Below are 17,695 nucleotides of genomic sequence, written 5' to 3' on the forward strand. Positions count from 1 at the left end.
CCTCAGCCTGGCTCAGCGGCCTGTGCAATGGCCGCGCGCAGCCAGGCGATGCCCGCATCGCCGTCCGTGCGGCGGTGTCGTATCACTTCAAACGCAAACGGCGCGATGGCAAACGGTGCAGCGTACTGCGCCAGCCCTTGCGCCGCACTGCCCTGCAAGGCGCGCCGCGCCACCGTCAGGATCAAGTCCGTCCCCATCAGGACGTCCGGTGCGACCGTCCAGTACGGCACACGCACGGCGATGCGGCGCGTCTGTCCCAGCTGGGCCAGGGCCGCGTCGACTTCGGCCGCCATGCCGCCTTCGCTGGACGCCACCAGCACGTGCGGGCGCGCCAGATAGGTTTCCAGGCTCAGCATTTCACCGGCCGCCAGGCTGGCCGGATCGAGCGCGCACACGAACGTTTCCTCGAATAAGGTTTCTCTATGGAGCTGCTCGGGCAGTTGCGGGAACACACCGAGCGCCAGGTCGATCTCGCCATCCTGCACGCCAGCGATCACGGCCGGACGGCTGGCGTAACTGATGGCCAGGTCGATGCCGGGCGCGTCCACGCGCAAGCGGCGCAACAGGCGGGGTAGGATCAACGCCGCGCCGTAATCCGACATGGCCAGGCGAAACACGCGCTGCGCCGTGGCCGCCTCGAAGACGGCACCGCCCAGCACCGAGCGCACGCTTTGCAAGGCTTCGGCCAGCGGCCGCGCCAATTCCAAAGCCCGCGCCGTCGGCTGGAAGCCGCCCTTGCCGCGCAGCAGCAGCGGATCGCCGAGCAGGTGGCGCAAGCGGGCCAGCGCATGGCTGACGGCAGGCTGGCTCATGTGCAAACGTTCGGCTGCGCGCGACAAATGGCGCTCGCTCAGCAGCGCGTCCAGGATCACCAGCAAGTTCAAATCGACGGCGCGCAGATTATTCATTTGGTGCATAGTTGGATGACAAACTACGAATTGGATTTAATCATGACAGCATAATACGATGCCCCCATCAACTCAACTGTGGGAGTCGCACATGCATGGATGGATTACCGTATTTGCCCCGCTGGCCATGCTGGCCGGCGCCGTCGTCCCCTTCCAGGCGGGCGCGAATGCCGCGCTGGGCCGCAACCTGGGCCACCCGCTGTGGGCCACCCTCGCCTCGCTGGCCGTCAGCGCAGTGCTCGCTTCGCTCGTGATGCTGGTCTGGCGGGTGCCGGCGCCCGATGTCAGCCTCGCCATGCGCGGGCCGGGCTGGTCCTGGCTGGGCGGCGCGGCCGGCGTGTTCTATATTACGGCCGCGCTGATGCTGGCGCCGCGCATGGGGTCCGGCCCCTTCATGGCGGCCGTCATCGGCGGGCAAATGCTGGCCGCGCTGGCCATCGACCGCTACGGCTTGCTGGGCTTTGCCGGCAGGCACATTTCTCCACTGCACTGGGCCGGCGCGGGGCTGGTGGTGGCCGGCGTGATCGTGACGCAAGTCGCCAATACCCGCACCGTGTGAAAACACGTCAAGACGAAAAAAAACCAGCGCCGCTGCCGGTGCTGGTTTTATTTGAAGTTGACAGCAAGACCGCGCTTACTTGTCGAGCAAGGCATTCACCGGCATCAAATCGGTTTCCTTCAGGGTGCCGGCTGCTGCCTTCAGGCGCAAGCCGTTCATGATGGTGTCGTAGCGGGCTTTCGACAGGTCTTTTTGTGTCGAGAACAATTGTTTCTGCGCATTCAAGACGTCGATATTGATGCGCACGCCCACTTGATAGCCGAGCTGGTTCGACTCCAGCGCCGACTTGCTCGACACTTCCGCCGCTTCCAGCGCCTTGACTTGCGCCAGGCCGCTATTAACGCCGAGGAAAGCCTGGCGCGCGCCTTGCGATGCCGTGCGGCGTGCCGTTTCCAGGTCGTTGCGGGCCTTGTTTTCCAGCGCGATCGATTCCCGCACCTTGCTGGTGACGGCAAAGCCGCTGAAGATCGGGATGCTCCACTGCACGCCGATGGCATTGTTGTTATTGCCGCTGCCATTGCCGCCACCGGAAGTGTAGCTATGGCCCGTGTTGGCGATCAGGTCCAGGGTCGGGTAGTGGCCGGCGCGGTTGCGGCCGATGTCGCGCTTGGCCGATTCCACGTTGAACTGGGCCGTGACGACGCCATAGTTCTGCTCTTCGGCGGATGATACCCACGGCTCGACGGCAGCCGGTTCCGGCGCGCTGATGACCACGCCCGTGCGCATCGGCGCCAGATTCGTTGGCGCCTCGCCAATGATCGTTTGCAAGGCGCTGCGCTTGTTGGCCAGGTCATTGATGGCGGCAAACTCCTGCGCCACCACCAGGTCGTAGGCCGCCTGCGCTTCGTGCGTGTCGGTAATCGTTTGCGTGCCGACTTCGAAGTTGCGCTTGGCCGATGCCAGCTGCTCCGTCGTGGCGACCTTTTGCGCCTGCGTGGCGCCCAGGTTGTCCTGCGCGCTCAGCACGTCGAAATACGCCTGCGCCACGCGGGTGATCAGGTCTTGCTGGACTTGCGCAAATTGCGCTTCAGCAATCGCTTGCGCCAGCTTGCTTTGCTGATAGGTTTCCCAGCGGTCCCAGCGGAACAGCGGCTGTGCCAGGGTCAGGTTGTAGCTGTTCGTGCGCACGTTCACGGATGGCGAAGTGATCTTGTTGCCGCCATTGTTCTGGACGATCTGTTCCTGATTGCCGCGCGTATTGCTGCCCGAGGCGGAGATTTGCGGCAGCAAGCCTGCCAGCCCCTGCGGAACCCGCTCCATCCCGGCCGACAAGGCCGCCCGCGCGCTCGCATACTGCGCGTCATTGGCCAGCGCCTGCTGGTACACCTGGATGAGATCGGCCGCCTGCGCTTGCAGCGAGTATGTCATCGAGACAAAGGCGCTGGTCATCAGCACGGCGATAAGGGGTTTCCGCATTGCATTTCTCCGTTGGAGTCGTCAAAAGTTGATGGAATCAAAAATCTGCTACCGCTTGCCTTGCGCCCGCCGGGTGAGCGGGGTACAGGCCTCCGCAGGCATGCAGGAAAACATGCCTGGGTGCATCTACTGCAAAATAACTTAGTATTTAGGCATCGCGCTATCGACTTGCAGCGCCCAGGCATGCACGCCGCCCGTCAAATTACTGATCTTGCCAAAACCATTGCGCTCCAAGAAGGCCGCCACTTGCATGCTGCGCATGCCGTGATGGCAGATGCAGACGATCTCGGCGTCTTCATCGAGGTCATCGATGCGCGCAGGAATGGAGTTCATCTGCATCAGGGTGGCACCGTCGAGGTGGCACAGGTCGAACTCCCACTGTTCCCGCACATCCAGCAAAAACGGCCGCGGGCGGGAAGGGTCAGCCAGCCAGGCGGCCAGCTGCGGTGCACTCAAATGCTCCATCGAATCGGTCGCCTCAGAACTGGAAATGCGACGGTGCCACGGCTTGCAGCGGCGTGACATTGGTTTCAAACAGCTTGCGCGTGTCGTAAGCCTTGTCCGAGCTGCGCGTGATCAGGTGCGCCGACATGATCGGCGCTTCACCGATGATGGCCAGGATGCGGCCGCCGACTTTCACTTGTTGCAACAGTGCTTCCGGCAACACGGCCAGGGCGCCGGACACGACGATCACGTCATACGGTGCGCCCTTGCTCCAGCCTTGCGCGCCGTCGCCCAGTTCCACGGTGACGTTCGTCACGCCGTTGGCGGCCAGGGTCTGTTCGGCCAGGGTTTTCAATTGGGGAACGATTTCCACGCTCGTCACATGACGCGCCTTGTGCGCCAGCAAAGCCGCCATGTAGCCGCTGCCGGTGCCGATTTCCAGCACATTTTCATGCTTTTTGACGGCTACGTCTTGCAAAATGCGCGCTTCCAGCTTCGGCGTCAACATGCATTCGCCGCCGCCCAGTGGGATTTCGGTATCGACGAAGGCCAGGTTTTTATAGGTGGCCGGCACGAAATCTTCACGCTTGACCACATTCAACAGCTCCAATACGTCGATATCCAGTACGTCCCATGGACGGATCTGCTGTTCGATCATATTGAAGCGGGCTTGTTCGATATTCATCTTTGGACTCGGTAAGTGAAGTAATAATCCGCCATTTTATCGTTGAACTGGCTGAAAGCACATGTTAACCATAAAGACGGGGAATGGAGGAAATTTGCGACGATCTGCAGATTTGAGGGGGCGAACCTTGGAAAAGGGGCAACTGAACGGTAGAGGCAAGCTCGGCATGTCAACTTTTCCCGGGCGCCTCCACCTGCAGACTGCGCAAGCTCATGTCGATAAAGGCATCCATATAGGCGATCGGGTCGATGTTCTTGACCTCGCACGGCAGGAAGGAATGCGTCCACATCATCAGCATGGTGACGGGCGCGCTGAGGATGGTACTGACCAGCACGGGATCGACCTGGCGGAATTCGCCCCGCTGCATGCCCCGTTCCAGCAGGCTGACGATCAGCCCATTGCCGCGCGTAACGACTTCTTCGTTGTAAAACTGCGCCAGTTCCGGGAAATTGTTCGCTTCGGCCAGCATCAGCTTGGTCAAACCGGCCAGCTTGGTGGCGCCGAACTCTTCCCACCACTGCATCATCACCTTGCGCAACAACTCGGCGCTGCTGCTGTCCGAGGCGGCCATGCTGTCTTCCGCCTCGCCGATCGACTGCACAATATTGTCGCGCACCACGGCCTTGAACAGCTCTTGCTTGTTCTCAAAGTACAGGTACAGCGTGCCTTTCGACACGCCGGCCCGCTTGGCCACATCCTCCAGGCGCGTCGATGCGAAGCCCCGTTCGACAAACAGGTCGAGGGCGGCGGCGAGCAGTTCCTGCGGGCGGGCATCCTTGCGCCGCTCCCAGCGGGGCTTGGTATCAATCGGGGCTTGCATGTGTCTTTCCAAGTAACTTACTTTTGAGTCATTAATGGTAGACCGGTCTACCGTCAAGGTCAAGCGCTGGCCGTACCACCACGCAAGACACTTGGCCAGGCTGCCAACTCCCCGTATTGTACCCTCCGCGCCAGGGTCGGCGGCACCGCCCTTTGCCGCCCTGACCTTCGGTAACGGGTGAGCCAGAATGCGTTTCAGCCCCCATTTTGCGCAGTTCATCGCATTTCCCTTCAAGCCACCGTGCCGCCTTGCTATCTTCTCATCGACAGCACGGCAGCCGCGGCGCGGCAGCCGGCTTTTTTCTTGTCCTGAACTAAAACAATCATAAAGGAAACACCATGCGTACCTTGCTGGCCCTGTGCTGTGCCGTTGTCCTCGGCGGTTGCGCCATCGTCATCAACCCCAACGACGGCGAAGTGCGCTATGCCGAATCGGGCGGCAATGCCATCCAGGGCAACGGGCAAGTGAGCCGCGACGTGCGCCAGGTCGGCAACATCAACGCGCTCGACATCGACAACATGAAGCGCATCGATATCAAGATCGACGTGCGCGTCGGCCCGGCGGCATCGCTGGTGATCGAAGCGGACAACAATCTGCAACCGTTGATCCACAGCGACGTGAACGGCAATACCCTGCGCATCTGGAGCGATACAAATATTCGCAGCAGCAATGGCATCCACGTCATCTATACGACGCCACAATTGAAGAAGATCAACATCTCCGGCTCGGGCCGCCTGGTGGTCAGCGGCCTCAATGGCGACGATTTCAGCCTGGAGCAGCGCGGTTCGATGAAAAGCGAACTGTCGGGTAGCGTGGGACGCTTCGACGTGGCCAACAATGGTTCCGGCAGCATCAACGCGGCGGCCCTCGCCAGCGGCAATACGGACGCGGTACAGAACGCTTCGGGCAGCATCCAGGTGGGCAACGTGCGCGGCGAACGCATCAACGTGGCCGTCAATGGCTCGGGCAGCATCAGCGCCAGCGGCATCGTGCAGCGTCTCGATGCCAACGTGAATGGCTCGGGCGATATCAACCTGGCGTCGCTGCGCAGCGACGTTGCCTATCTGGCGAGCAACGGTTCCGGCGACATCGACGTCACCGTCCAGCATGAAGTCAATGCCCGCGCCAGCGGTTCCGGCCGCATCACCGTGCATGGCGACCCTGCCCGCCGCACCCTGTCGGGCAAGCGCGTCAGCATCGTGCGCTAATCGCGCCCTGGCGACGCATGGGAGCCGGCTTGCTATACTGTCGGCTCCTCACCCGCCCGTCTGAAATCCCATGTCACCATCTGCCACCCTGGCATGCCGCCCCTCCTGTGGCGCCTGCTGCACCGCACCGTCCATCACCAGCCCGATTCCCGGCATGCCGGATGGAAAACCGGCGGGCGTGCGCTGCATCCAGCTGGCTGACGACAACCGTTGCAATATTTTTGGCCAGCCGGAGCGGCCCGCCTTTTGCGGCGGCTTGCAGCCATCGGCAGACATGTGCGGCAGCAGCCGCGAACATGCCATCCGCTGGCTGGACGAGCTGGAAAGGCTGACGGCTCCCTGAGTGGCACGACGACGGCTGACAGATAACTGTTGACCGCGATTGCACGTTTGCGTATATTCATGCACATTCCTGCACGTTTCAATATACCCCATGTCCGCCACCCTGCTCCTCAAACAACGCCACGCACTGATCCAGCAACAATTGCACGCCGATGGCCGCGTGCTGGCGCTGGATCTGGCCCGCCAGCTCGATGTTTCCGAAGATACGATACGGCGCGACTTGCGCGAGATGGCGGCGGCCGGCCTGTGCCAGCGCGTGTATGGCGGCGCCCTGCCGCTGGCGCCCGATGGCGGCACCTTGAGCCAGCGCAAGCAGGAAGCGCCCGAGCGCAAGGCGCGCCTGGCGCAGGCCGCCGTGTCCCTCGTGTGCGCGGGACAGGTGCTGTTTCTCGATGCGGGCTCGACCAACCTGGCCATCGCCAGCGCGTTGCCAGAGTTGGCGCTCACTGTCGTCACCAACGCGCCAGCCATTGCCATGGCCCTGATGGAACGCCCCGAAATCGAACTCATCATGGCTGGCGGCAGGGTCGACCGCCGCGCCGGCGCCAGCCTGGGGCCACAAGCCTTGCGCACCGTCGAGCGCATGCATCCCGACCTGTGTTTCCTCGGCGCTTGCGGCGCCGACGCGGACGCGGGCGTGACGGCGTTCAACTACGACGAGGCCGAGTTCAAGCGCAGCATTGCCGGCGCCAGCAAGGCGGTGGTGGTAGCCGTCACCAGCGACAAGCTGGGCACCGCCGCGCCCTTCGGCGTGCTGGCCACGGGCTTGCTGCAGCACCTGGTGCTGGAAGCCGATGCCGACGCTGCCCACGTGGCCGCCTTTGAACGGCTGGGCGTGCAAGTGCTGCGCGCCCGCGCCTGATTTTATCCACCCCGACCTTTGAAAAGTTCCATCATGCATCTCACCGGCACCCTGCAACAACGCGCCACGCGCCTGGTCTTCTTCGCCGCCGGCCTCGGCATGGCCGCCTGGGCCCCGCTGGTTCCCTACGCCAAGTCGCGCCTGGGCCTCGATGAAGCCACCCTCGGCATTTTGCTGCTGTGCCTGGGCGCCGGCTCGCTGTGCGCGATGCCGTTTACGGGCATGCTCACCAGCCGCTTTGGCTGCCGCAAGGTCATCGTTGGCGCCGGCCTGCTGCTGACCGCCGTGCTGCCAGGCCTGGCGCTGGCGGCCACGCCGCTGCAGCTGGGCCTGGTGCTGCTGGTATTCGGCGCGGCCATGGGCACGTTTGACGTGGCCATCAACATCCAGGCCGTGATCATCGAAAAAGCCAACGGCGGCGCCATGATGTCGGGCTTTCATGCCCTGTTCAGCGTGGGCGGCTTCGCCGGCGCGGCCTGCATGGCCCTGCTGCTGTGGCTGGGCCTGACACCTGCCTGGTCCTGCGTGGTGGTGATGCTGCTGCTGTGCGGCGTGCTGGGCGCGGCGCAAGGCCATCTGCTGCCGACGGCGTCCGCCTCCGGCGAAAAGACGCCGCTGTTCGTCATGCCGCATGGCGCCGTCATTTTCATCGGCTTGCTGTGCTTTATCGTCTTCCTGGCCGAAGGCGCCATCCTCGACTGGAGCGCCCTATTCCTCACCACCACGCGCGGCGTGGAAGAAGCCAAGGGCGGCCTCGGCTACGCCGCCTTCGCCATCGCCATGACGGTGGGCCGGTTTACGGGCGACAAGGTGGTCAGCCGCTTTGGCGGCAAGCGGGTGCTTACTTTCGGCGGCTTGTGCGCAGCCGCAGGCTTCTTCCTGGCCGTGCTGGCGCCGCACGCCAGCCTGGCCATGCTCGGCTTCGTGCTGATCGGCCTGGGCGCGGCGAACATCGTGCCCATCCTGTTCACGGCGGCGGGCCAGCAGCACGCCATGCCGGCCAGCCTGGCGGTGGCGGCCATCACCACCATCGGCTACGCGGGCATCCTGGCCGGCCCGGCCGTCATCGGTTTTGTGGCGCACGCCACCAGCCTGAATATCGCCTTCGCCATGCTGGGCGCCGCCCTGCTGCTGGTGGCGGCCAGCGCGCGCCTGGTGGCGCCGGCAAAACAGGCTGCCTGAACCCTCCCCTTGCCTGGCGGGCGGCGGCAAAAAACCGCTGCCCGCCAGCGCCCAAATCGGCTCGACGGGCCTCCGGCATGGTAAGCTTCGACCCCGCGCACATTGCTGGCGCCACGCGGTCACCCCATCCTGCCACTTATACCCGTTTATACATCTATGGATCTCATTCTTGCGTTAAAAGCCATCATCATGGGGCTGGTCGAAGGTTTTACCGAATTCTTGCCGATTTCGTCCACGGGACATCTGATCCTGGCCGGCAGCCTGCTCGACTTTACCAAGGATGTATCGAAAGAAGTCATGGATGTCTTCGAGATCGCCATCCAGGCCGGCGCCATCCTGGCCGTGTGCTGGGAATACCGCCAGCGCATCGGCAGCGTGCTGACCACCTTCGGCAGCGAAGCGAAGTCGCGCAAGTTCGTGCTGAACGTGGCCATCGCCTTCCTGCCCCTGGCCATCATCGGCCTGGCCATCGGCAAGATGATCAAGCACGCGCTGTTCAAGCCAGTACCGGTCGCCATGGCATTCATCATCGGCGGCATCGTGATTTTGCTGGTGGAGCGCCGCGCGCGCACCAATCCCGTCACCGTACGCGTCAACTCGGTCGATGAAATGACGCCGTTCGACGCCTTGAAAGTGGGCTGCGCGCAGGCGTTCGCGCTGATCCCCGGCACCAGCCGTTCCGGCTCGACCATCATCGGCGGCATGCTGCTGGGCCTGTCGCGCAAGACGGCCACCGAATTCTCGTTCTTCCTGGCCATCCCGACCTTGCTGGCGGCCACCTTCTACTCGCTGTACAAAGCGCGCGACATCCTGTCGGCCACCGACGTGCCCCTGTTCGGCCTGGGCACCGTGTCCGCCTTCATCTCCGCCTTCCTGTGCGTGCGCTGGCTGCTGCGCTATATCAGCTCGCACGACTTCACGTTTTTTGCCTGGTACCGCATTGTGTTCGGCTTGCTGGTGTTGGCCAGCGCCCACTACGGCTGGGTTGTTTGGGCAGAATAAGGCACTATGAATCAAGATCTTAATCAGCGCGCGCTGCACCTGCTGCAAACCGTTTTCGGCTACCCGGCCTTCCGCGGCCAGCAAGCCGACATCGTCGACCACGTCAGCCACGGCGGCGACGCGCTGGTACTGATGCCCACCGGCGGCGGCAAGTCGCTGTGCTACCAGATTCCCGCCCTGCTGCGCGACGGCGTCGGCGTCGTCGTCTCGCCGCTGATCGCGCTGATGCAGGACCAGGTGGATGCGCTGGAAGAAGTCGGCGTGCGCGCCGCCTTCCTCAATTCCACGCAGACCTACGAAGAAGCGAGCCGCATCGAGCGCCTGGTGCGCACGGGCGGCATCGACGTCGTCTACGTGGCGCCCGAGCGCCTGATGACGCAGCGCTGCCTGGACCTGTTCCAGGCCTCGAAGATCTCCCTGTTCGCCATCGACGAGGCGCATTGCGTGGCCCAGTGGGGCCACGACTTCCGCCCCGAATACATCAAGCTGTCGGTGCTGCACGAGCAGTTCCCGGACGTGCCGCGCATCGCGCTCACGGCCACGGCCGACCCGCAGACGCGCGCCGAGATCGCCCTGCGTTTGCAGCTGGAAGACGCGCGCCAGTTCGTCTCGTCCTTCGACCGTCCGAACATCCGCTACCAGATCGTGGAAAAAGCGAATGGCCGCAAGCAGCTGCTCGACTTCATCAACACGGAACACGCGGGCGACTGCGGCATCGTCTACTGCCTGTCGCGCAAGAAAGTCGAAGAGACGGCGGAATTCCTGAACCAGAGCGGCATCCGCGCCCTGCCGTATCACGCCGGCATGGAGTACGCCAAGCGCAGCGCCAACCAGGCGCGCTTCCTGCGCGAAGAAAACATCGTCATGGTCGCCACCATCGCCTTCGGCATGGGCATCGACAAGCCTGACGTGCGCTTCGTGGCGCATCTGGATTTGCCGAAAAGCATCGAAGGCTATTACCAGGAAACGGGGCGCGCGGGCCGCGACGGCATGGCCGCCAACGCCTGGATGGCGTACGGCTTGCAGGACGTGGTGCTGCAGCGGCGCATGATCGACGAATCGGAAGCGGACGACACCTTCAAGCGCGTGCTGGGCGTGAAACTCGACGCCATGCTGGGCCTGTGCGAAACGCTAAGCTGCCGCCGCATGCGCCTGCTCGAATACTTCGGCGAACCGGCTTCGCCGTGCGGCAATTGCGACACGTGTCTGGTGCCGCCCGTGTCCTTCGACGGCACGGTGCCCGTGCAAAAACTGCTGTCGGCCATCTACCGCGTCGACCAGCGCTTCGCCGGCGGTCACGTGATCGACGTGCTGCGCGGCGTGGAATCGGAACGCATCAAGACCTGGCACCACGATGCACTGTCCGTCTTCGGCATCGGCTCGGACCTGGGCGAGGCGGAGTGGAAAGCTATCCTGCGCCAGGCCATCGCGCTGGGCCTCGTCTCGGTCGACCATGAACAATACAGCTCGCTGAAACTGACGGACGCCTCGCGCCCCGTGCTCAAGGGCGGCCAGAAGGTGCAGCTGCGCCAGTACCAGAAACCGGTGAAAACCAGCAAGCGCAGCACCAGCGTGGCGAAGGGTTATGTCGAGACGGACCTGTCCACCAGCGAACAGGCGATCTTCGACAAGCTGCGCTGGTGGCGCGTGGAGACGGCGCGCACGCACAACGTGCCCGCCTACGTCATTTTCGTCGACGCCACCCTGCGCGAAATCGCCAAGGCCAAACCCACCTCGCTGGAGCAGATGCGCGGCGTGAGCGGCGTGGGCGAGAAAAAACTGGCCTCGTACGGCGACGAAATCGTCGCCATGATCCTGGAGATGATTTGATGGAAGATTTGATGGAAGCACTCTCGTCCGACCTGATCTATCAGGCCGTGAAAATTCTCGGCGCCCAGCCCGACGCCGAAGACGCGGTGGAAGCGCAAGTACGGTTACTGGTGCAGGACGATCTCACCGTGCGCCGCCTGGCTGACGTGGTGCCGGAAGCCTTCGGCCTGGTGCTGGTGTCGCACCTGCCCGGCGCCGACAACATGACCCTGCCCGATACCTTCTGCGCGCAGGACGAGGACGGCGAGTGGGTGGAGTTCCCCCTGCGCCGCGAGCCGATCTTTGTCGTCGCCGCGGATATCGCCCAGCATACCTTCCACAACGGCCCGCGCGCGCTGATACAAAACCTGGCCAGCCGCAGCTCCTTGCTGTCGGCCATCAACAAGGCGTTGAATGCGGGCGGCTCGCTCGAAGGCACGACCCTGGGCCCGCCGTCCTTCTTCGGCCTGCCCGCCGCCCTCTATCAGCCGGCGGCATCGCCCGATACGCCCTGACCACCACACTTTGCCCTTGTCCTTGATAAGAGAACACTGCCGCGATGGAAACCAAATGGCTGGAAGACTTCATCTCGCTCGCTGAAACGCATAATTTCAGCCGTTCCGCGGCCCTGCGCCACGTCACCCAGCCGGCCTTTTCGCGGCGCATCCAGTCGCTGGAAAACTGGCTCGGCATCGACCTGGTCGACCGCACCTCGTATCCCACGCGATTGACGCCGGCCGGCGCCGTATTCTACGAGCAGGCGCTGGAAATGCTGGGACAGATCAACGGCGTGCGCGCCCTGTTGCGCGGCAAGCGTGCGGCTACGCAAACGAGCGTCGATTTCGCCGTGCCCCACACCTTGTCGCTGACCTTCATGCCGAAATGGCTGACGGCACTGGAAGAAGGTTTTGCGCCGATCAACAGCCGCCTGATGGCGCTGAACGTCCACGACGCCGTGCTGCAACTGGTCGATGGCGGCTGCGACCTGCTGCTGTGCTATCACCATCCGCGCCAGCCGGTGCAGCTGGATCCGGGCCGCTACGACATGCTGGTGATGGGCCGCGAAACCCTGCGCGCGTATGCGCGCTGCGGCCAGGACAAGGTGCCTGACTTCGTCCTGCCCGGCAGCGCCAAGGAGCCGCTGCCCTTCCTCTCCTACACCAGCAACGCCTATCTGGGACGCATGGTGGAATTGCTGGTGGCAGACGCCAAGGCGCCCCTGTTCCTGGAAACCTGCTATGAAACGGACATGGCCGAAGGCTTGAAAATGATGGCGCTGGAAGGCCGTGGCATCGCCTTCCTGCCCGAGTCGGCCGTCATGCGCGACGTCAAATACAAGCACCTGGCGCGCGCCGATGGCGGCGCGCCAGGCTGGGAAATCGAGCTGGAAATCCGCTTGTACCGCGAACGCCCATCGAGCCTGCGTCCCGGCAAGCAGATCGTCGAAAGCCTGTGGCAATACCTGGTGCAGGCGCAGGACGGCAAGGCGCGCGGCGGCAAGCGCCGCAAACGCGCCACCGAGGCCGTCCGGTCCTGACTGGCAATCCTGGCAACATAACTATGCAATAAATGCATAACCGGATGCGCACAAAGCATTGGCCGGGGCATGAGGCTATCGCCTACGATGCGGTTCCGCTGCGCGCAGCTGCATATCGGCTGTGCCTCTAACGTATTCGTATTGTCCAGGAGCTTATCAAGCATGACCAGCAAGCACGCACTTCCTTCCTACCTGAATCCTGAAGACCTTGGCCCATGGGGCGTCTACCTCGAGCAGATCGACCGCGTTACGCCGTACCTGGGCAACCTGTCGCGCTGGGTGGAAACGCTGAAACGTCCAAAGCGCATCCTGACGGTTGACGTGCCTATCGAGCGCGATGACGGCACCATTGCCCACTACGAAGGCTACCGCGTGCAGCACAATCTGTCGCGCGGTCCGGGCAAGGGCGGCGTGCGCTTCCACCAGGATGTGACCCTGTCGGAAGTGATGGCCCTGTCGGCCTGGATGACGGTCAAGAATGCAGCAGTCAACGTGCCATACGGCGGCGCCAAGGGCGGTATCCGTGTCGATCCGAAGACCCTTTCGCGCAACGAACTGCAACGCCTGACCCGCCGCTACACGAGCGAGATCAGCATGATCATCGGACCGAACAAGGATATCCCGGCGCCGGACGTCAACACGAATGAACAAGTCATGGCGTGGATGATGGACAGCTACGCCATGATCGGCGGCAATATGTCGACCGGCGTGGTGACGGGCAAGCCAATTTCGCTGGGCGGCAGCCTGGGCCGCCGCGATGCGACTGGCCGCGGCGTCTTCGTCGTCGGTTGCGATGCGGCCGCCAAGGTCGGCATGTCGCTCGAAGGCGCAAAAGTCATCGTGCAAGGTTTCGGCAACGTGGGCGGCGTCGCTGCACGCATGTTCGCTGAAGCCGGCTCGAAAGTGGTCGCGGTACAAGACCACAAGACCACCGTGGTGCATGCCGGCGGCTTGAACATCCCGCAATTGCTGGCACACGTGGCCGAAGTGGGCAGCGTCGAAGGCTTCCCGGGCGCCGAGGCATTCGTGCCACGCGAAGATTTCTGGGGCATCGATTGCGACATCCTGATCCCGGCCGCGCTGGAACAGCAGATCACGGCCGAACGCGCACAAGTCATCCGCGCCAAGATCATCCTGGAAGGCGCCAACGGCCCGACCCTGCCGGCAGCGGACGACATCCTGACCGACCGCGGCGTGCTGATCGTGCCGGACGTACTGGCCAACGCCGGCGGCGTGACCGTCAGCTACTTCGAGTGGGCGCAGAACTTCTCGAGCTTCTTCTGGACGGAAGAAGAAATCAACAGCCGCCTGACCCGCATCATGCGCGAAGCGTTCGACGCGGTATGGCAAGTGTCGCAAGAGAAGAAAGTGTCGATGCGTACCGCCACCTTCATCCTGGCATGCACGCGTGTTCTCCAGGCTCGTGAAGTGCGCGGCCTGTATCCTTAATGGCTGCCTGAGAAAATGCCTGGGGCGTTGTTGCTTCGCCTCGCCGTACTAGCGTACTGTCTTCGGCCTTGCGCCTAGCCCCAGACATTTTTCAGGCGCCATTGGGTTGTTGGCACTTTTAAAAAATCCCGCCACACTTGCGTGTGAGCGGGATTTTTTGTATCTGCCGGGCTTGTTTACGCCGCGTAGCCTTGCGGGTTCTGGTGCTGCCAGCGCCAGTGGTCGCGGCACATGTCGTCGATGTTTTTCTGCGCTTGCCAGCCCAGTAATTGCTTCGCCTTGTCAGCCGAGGCGTAGCAGCTGGCGATGTCGCCGGGGCGGCGCGGCACGATGTCGTAGGGGACTTGGCGGCCGCTGGCCGCCTCGAAGGCGCGCACGGTGTCGAGCACGCTGTAGCCGTGGCCCGTGCCCAGGTTGACAGTAAAGCCGCCCTCGGTGGAAAACAGGCGGTTCAGCGCGGCCACATGGCCCAGCGCCAGGTCGACCACGTGGATGTAGTCGCGCACACCCGTGCCATCCGGCGTATCGTAATCGTTGCCGAACACGGCCAGGCGCTCCCGGCGGCCCACGGCTACCTGGGCGATGAAGGGCATCAGGTTGTTCGGAATGCCGGCTGGATCTTCGCCGATCAAGCCGCTGGCATGCGCGCCGACCGGATTGAAATAGCGCAGCACGCCGACTTGCCATTGTGCATCGGCATGCACGAGATCGGCCAGGATCTGCTCGACCATCAGCTTCGAGCGGCCGTAGGGGTTGGTCACGGACAGGCGCGACGCTTCCAGGATCGGCAAGGCTTCCGGGTCGCCATACACGGTGGCCGACGAGCTGAATACAAAACGCTTCACATTCGCCGCCGCCAGCACTTCCAGCAGGGCTACAGTGCCCGTTACATTGTTGTCCATATACATCAGGGGCTGCGCCACGGATTCGCCCACCGCCTTCAAACCTGCGAAATGGATCACGGCATCGATGGCGTGCTCGCGCAGGACGGCGGCCATGGCCGCGCGGTCGCGCACGTCGGCTTCATAGAAGGGCACGCTTTTGCCGGAAATGCGCTCCACGCGCGCCATCGCTTCGCGCGCGCTATTGCACAAATTATCCACTGCAACGACATCAAAACCGGCAGCCAGCAATTCGACACAGGTATGCGAACCGATGAAACCGGATGCGCCGGTCACGAGTATTTTCTTGGACATAATATCAATCAATGCAAAAAAGATAAGATTACCGTAATTCGCCCACCTTGCCTAGCCAGCGCACGATAGCGCGCGCATTAAAAAAGCCTGCGGCGTCGCCGCGGCAGGCTTGTTCTCGTGCAAACAGCACAGGTGGGCAAACCGCCAGGTTATTTCTTGATGAACACCAGATCCCACACGCCATGGCCCAGCTTCAAGCCACGGTTTTCAAACTTGGTCAGGGGACGATACGCCGGTTGCGGCGCATAGCCGTCGGCGCTATTGTGCAACTGCGGCTCGGCGCCCAGCACTTCCAGCATTTGCACTGCGTAATCCTCCCAATCGGTGGCGCAATGCAGATAGCCGCCCGGCGCCAGGCGATCGGTCAATTGCTTGACGAATGGCGACTGGATCAGGCGGCGCTTGTTGTGGCGCGCCTTGTGCCATGGATCAGGGAAGAAGACGTGGATGCCGGCCAGCGAATTGGCCGGTATCATGTGCGTCAGCACTTCCACCGCATCGTGCTGCAGCAGGCGCAGATTCGTCAGCGATTCTTCGCCGATCAGCTTCAACAGGCTGCCGACACCGGGCGTATGCACTTCAACACCGATGAAATCCTTCTCCGGCATGGCTTTGGCGATATGTGCGGTCGTCGCGCCCATGCCAAAACCGATTTCCAGGATCACGGGCGCCTTGCGGCCAAACACCTGCTCGAAGTCCATTGGTTCTTTGGCGAAAGGCAACAGGAACTGCGGCCCCAGAGTCTCGAGCGCGCGCGCCTGCGCGACAGACAGCCGTCCCGCGCGGGTCACGAAACTGCGGATGCGGTGTTCGGTCGGATCGTACATCATCGGCCGCGCCGGGCCGTTTGCTGGGGTATCAGAAGACATGGGAATGGAGAAATAAGTGGCCGCGCCGCATCAAGCCAGGCGCCAGCGAAAAATGGAGCGGGTGAAGGGAATCGAACCCTCGTCGTAAGCTTGGGAAGCTTCTGCTCTACCATTGAGCTACACCCGCGAAGCCTGCATTTTACGCGGCTTTCACCGCTGTTGGCAACGTTACAGCATGGTTGCTGTGATCGAAAATGCGATGGCCGATTTCCCCGCGGTGTGATGGCCTTCTTACCAATCACACTTCATGCCAGGCTTGTAGAATCACAAGAACAGTCACCCCTTAGAAAAAGCTCTTTATACTCCTTTAATGTCATGTCTTTTCAAAAAATTGAGTAACAAGGTAAGGAACTATAGACATTAACCTACCCGGCGTGTCAGTATTGGTTATTGACAACAGAAAACGGATGGCAGGGAATGAAACGGGAAGCTAAATTTATTAATGCGACCAATGCACTTGGCACATTAGTCGTTGGAGATAGGAAACAAAGAACTGGCTGGCCAGGGATTGTGACAATTCAAACTCCTAGTGGGAACGAATCGATCGCACTTCATGTCTCAAGCATTTCTTCGCACAGCCGCAAGAGCTACGAAAAGCGTTTTCAAAATCCAGCTGATAGCGTACCGGTCTCTGACGAAAAAAACACTGCACTGCCGATCTTGATCGGTCTTGACAACGACGAAAATCCCACAGTATTCGTGGCAGTTGACGGTAGATCTCGTGTTGGGAGAATAGCGCGCTTTTCGATTCTATTTCATGATTCAATAATCGCAGAGGCAAAATCAAAAGGATGGGCAGTCTACGAATCGAGTACCGGCGAAAGTGTCTATGCGTTTGTTCCTTCGTTGCTTCCAGCGTTCGTTGAACAATTAATTCATCACGAGATTCTCACGCCAAATGAGTTATCATCAACTGCCGCAGCATCCGGCGTACTTGACACGACAAATGATAACGCAGAAACCACTCAAGCAGCAAATCGAGCAAGCAAAGCGGTGAACGTATTGATTAGAAAGGCTGGAGCAGGGCGAAAAATAAAATCGGCATACGGCAATCAATGTGCGATGTGTGGCTTAGCTCTAAATCTGCTTGAAGGTGCCCATGTTTTTCCTGTAGAAGCAGCTGGTTCAAATGACGAAATTTGGAATGGAATTTCACTTTGTCGAAATCATCACGGAGCATTCGACAACCATCTTCTTTGGATTGACCCAAAATCATATGAAATAAAATTCCACCCAAACGTTCATAAAGAAGCAAAGAAAAATATTGGAGCAAAACATTTACTTGAATCAACCAACAAAAGCTTGACGTTACCTGCCAAAGCCATCGACCTACCTCGACCCGAGATGTTCGAAAAGAGATATATATACTTTTCTGAACATTACACTTGGGTCAAGGCAAAGCCTTAA

Annotated in this window: 18 protein-coding genes and 1 tRNA gene; 11 read left to right on the top strand and 8 right to left on the bottom strand. The window is 61.7% G+C overall.

Annotation, left to right across the window (positions count from 1 at the left end; genetic code table 11):
• Positions 1 to 2 precede the first annotated feature (2 nt).
• Entirely contained in the window at positions 3 to 908 is a 906-nt protein-coding gene (locus tag CSQ92_RS18380; RefSeq protein WP_099394989.1) for a LysR substrate-binding domain-containing protein, read from the bottom strand.
• Between the two features lie 91 nt (positions 909 to 999).
• On the opposite strand from CSQ92_RS18380, the gene CSQ92_RS18385 reads away from it, so the two are divergent.
• Complete coding sequence (locus CSQ92_RS18385; protein ID WP_099394990.1) at positions 1,000 to 1,467, top strand: DMT family transporter; 468 nt, start codon at positions 1,000 to 1,002, stop codon at positions 1,465 to 1,467.
• Positions 1,468 to 1,542: 75 nt separating this feature from the next.
• On the opposite strand, the gene CSQ92_RS18390 is transcribed toward CSQ92_RS18385, so the two are convergent.
• From CSQ92_RS18390 to CSQ92_RS18405, 4 genes are all read right to left on the bottom strand, one after another.
• Positions 1,543 to 2,883 (bottom strand): TolC family outer membrane protein, encoded by a 1,341-nt coding sequence (locus tag CSQ92_RS18390; protein ID WP_070254684.1) that lies wholly within the window; start codon positions 2,881 to 2,883, stop codon positions 1,543 to 1,545.
• A 141-nt stretch (positions 2,884 to 3,024) separates the two neighbouring features.
• A complete protein-coding gene (locus CSQ92_RS18395; RefSeq protein ID WP_034788759.1) occupies positions 3,025 to 3,348 on the bottom strand; it encodes a rhodanese-like domain-containing protein in 324 nt (107 codons plus the stop codon).
• 13 nt (positions 3,349 to 3,361) lie between these two features.
• Positions 3,362 to 4,012: a protein-L-isoaspartate O-methyltransferase family protein gene (locus CSQ92_RS18400; protein WP_099389175.1), complete on the bottom strand. Its 651-nt coding sequence runs from the start codon at positions 4,010 to 4,012 to the stop codon at positions 3,362 to 3,364.
• Positions 4,013 to 4,181: 169 nt separating this feature from the next.
• Positions 4,182 to 4,832 carry a TetR/AcrR family transcriptional regulator gene (locus CSQ92_RS18405; protein WP_034788763.1) on the bottom strand — a complete coding sequence of 217 codons (651 nt, stop codon included), beginning with the start codon at positions 4,830 to 4,832 and terminating at the stop codon, positions 4,182 to 4,184.
• A gap of 338 nt (positions 4,833 to 5,170) precedes the next feature.
• On the opposite strand from CSQ92_RS18405, the gene CSQ92_RS18410 reads away from it, so the two are divergent.
• The 9 genes from CSQ92_RS18410 to CSQ92_RS18450 all read left to right on the top strand — a co-directional run bounded on the left by CSQ92_RS18410 (position 5,171) and on the right by CSQ92_RS18450 (position 14,223).
• On the top strand, positions 5,171 to 6,040 hold the full coding sequence (locus CSQ92_RS18410) for a head GIN domain-containing protein (RefSeq protein ID WP_099389176.1): 870 nt from the start codon (positions 5,171 to 5,173) through the stop codon (positions 6,038 to 6,040).
• 70 nt (positions 6,041 to 6,110) lie between these two features.
• Positions 6,111 to 6,383 carry a YkgJ family cysteine cluster protein gene (locus CSQ92_RS18415; protein ID WP_099394991.1) on the top strand — a complete coding sequence of 91 codons (273 nt, stop codon included), beginning with the start codon at positions 6,111 to 6,113 and terminating at the stop codon, positions 6,381 to 6,383.
• 90 nt (positions 6,384 to 6,473) lie between these two features.
• Positions 6,474 to 7,244, top strand: a complete 771-nt coding sequence (locus tag CSQ92_RS18420) for a DeoR/GlpR family DNA-binding transcription regulator (protein ID WP_099394992.1) — start codon at positions 6,474 to 6,476, stop codon at positions 7,242 to 7,244.
• 33 nt (positions 7,245 to 7,277) lie between these two features.
• Entirely contained in the window at positions 7,278 to 8,426 is a 1,149-nt protein-coding gene (locus tag CSQ92_RS18425; protein ID WP_099394993.1) for an MFS transporter, read from the top strand.
• 156 nt (positions 8,427 to 8,582) lie between these two features.
• Positions 8,583 to 9,428, top strand: coding sequence for an undecaprenyl-diphosphate phosphatase (locus CSQ92_RS18430; RefSeq protein ID WP_034785863.1), 846 nt, complete (start codon positions 8,583 to 8,585; stop codon positions 9,426 to 9,428).
• 6 nt (positions 9,429 to 9,434) lie between these two features.
• Positions 9,435 to 11,258, top strand: coding sequence for a DNA helicase RecQ (gene recQ, locus CSQ92_RS18435; protein WP_099389180.1), 1,824 nt, complete (start codon positions 9,435 to 9,437; stop codon positions 11,256 to 11,258).
• Positions 11,258 to 11,752, top strand: a complete 495-nt coding sequence (locus CSQ92_RS18440; RefSeq protein WP_034785860.1) for a hypothetical protein — start codon at positions 11,258 to 11,260, stop codon at positions 11,750 to 11,752. The genes recQ and CSQ92_RS18440 overlap by 1 nt, the downstream gene beginning before the upstream one ends.
• A 44-nt stretch (positions 11,753 to 11,796) precedes the next feature.
• Positions 11,797 to 12,774, top strand: a complete 978-nt coding sequence (locus CSQ92_RS18445) for a LysR family transcriptional regulator (RefSeq protein ID WP_099394994.1) — start codon at positions 11,797 to 11,799, stop codon at positions 12,772 to 12,774.
• Between the two features lie 162 nt (positions 12,775 to 12,936).
• Positions 12,937 to 14,223 (top strand): Glu/Leu/Phe/Val family dehydrogenase, encoded by a 1,287-nt coding sequence (locus CSQ92_RS18450; RefSeq protein ID WP_034785857.1) that lies wholly within the window; start codon positions 12,937 to 12,939, stop codon positions 14,221 to 14,223.
• A 176-nt stretch (positions 14,224 to 14,399) separates the two neighbouring features.
• On the opposite strand, the gene galE is transcribed toward CSQ92_RS18450, so the two are convergent.
• The 3 genes from galE to CSQ92_RS18465 all read right to left on the bottom strand — a co-directional run bounded on the left by galE (position 14,400) and on the right by CSQ92_RS18465 (position 16,415).
• Positions 14,400 to 15,419 (bottom strand): UDP-glucose 4-epimerase GalE, encoded by a 1,020-nt coding sequence (gene galE, locus CSQ92_RS18455; RefSeq protein WP_070281718.1) that lies wholly within the window; start codon positions 15,417 to 15,419, stop codon positions 14,400 to 14,402.
• Positions 15,420 to 15,568: 149 nt separating this feature from the next.
• Entirely contained in the window at positions 15,569 to 16,249 is a 681-nt protein-coding gene (gene trmB / locus CSQ92_RS18460) for a tRNA (guanosine(46)-N7)-methyltransferase TrmB (RefSeq protein WP_099394995.1), read from the bottom strand.
• A 92-nt stretch (positions 16,250 to 16,341) separates the two neighbouring features.
• A tRNA-Gly gene (locus CSQ92_RS18465) sits at positions 16,342 to 16,415 on the bottom strand.
• Between the two features lie 290 nt (positions 16,416 to 16,705).
• On the opposite strand from CSQ92_RS18465, the gene CSQ92_RS18470 reads away from it, so the two are divergent.
• A complete protein-coding gene (locus CSQ92_RS18470) occupies positions 16,706 to 17,695 on the top strand; it encodes an HNH endonuclease (protein ID WP_099394996.1) in 990 nt (329 codons plus the stop codon).

Source organism: Janthinobacterium sp. BJB446, assembly GCF_002735655.1.
In the GTDB taxonomy this organism is placed as follows: domain Bacteria; phylum Pseudomonadota; class Gammaproteobacteria; order Burkholderiales; family Burkholderiaceae_D; genus Janthinobacterium; species Janthinobacterium lividum.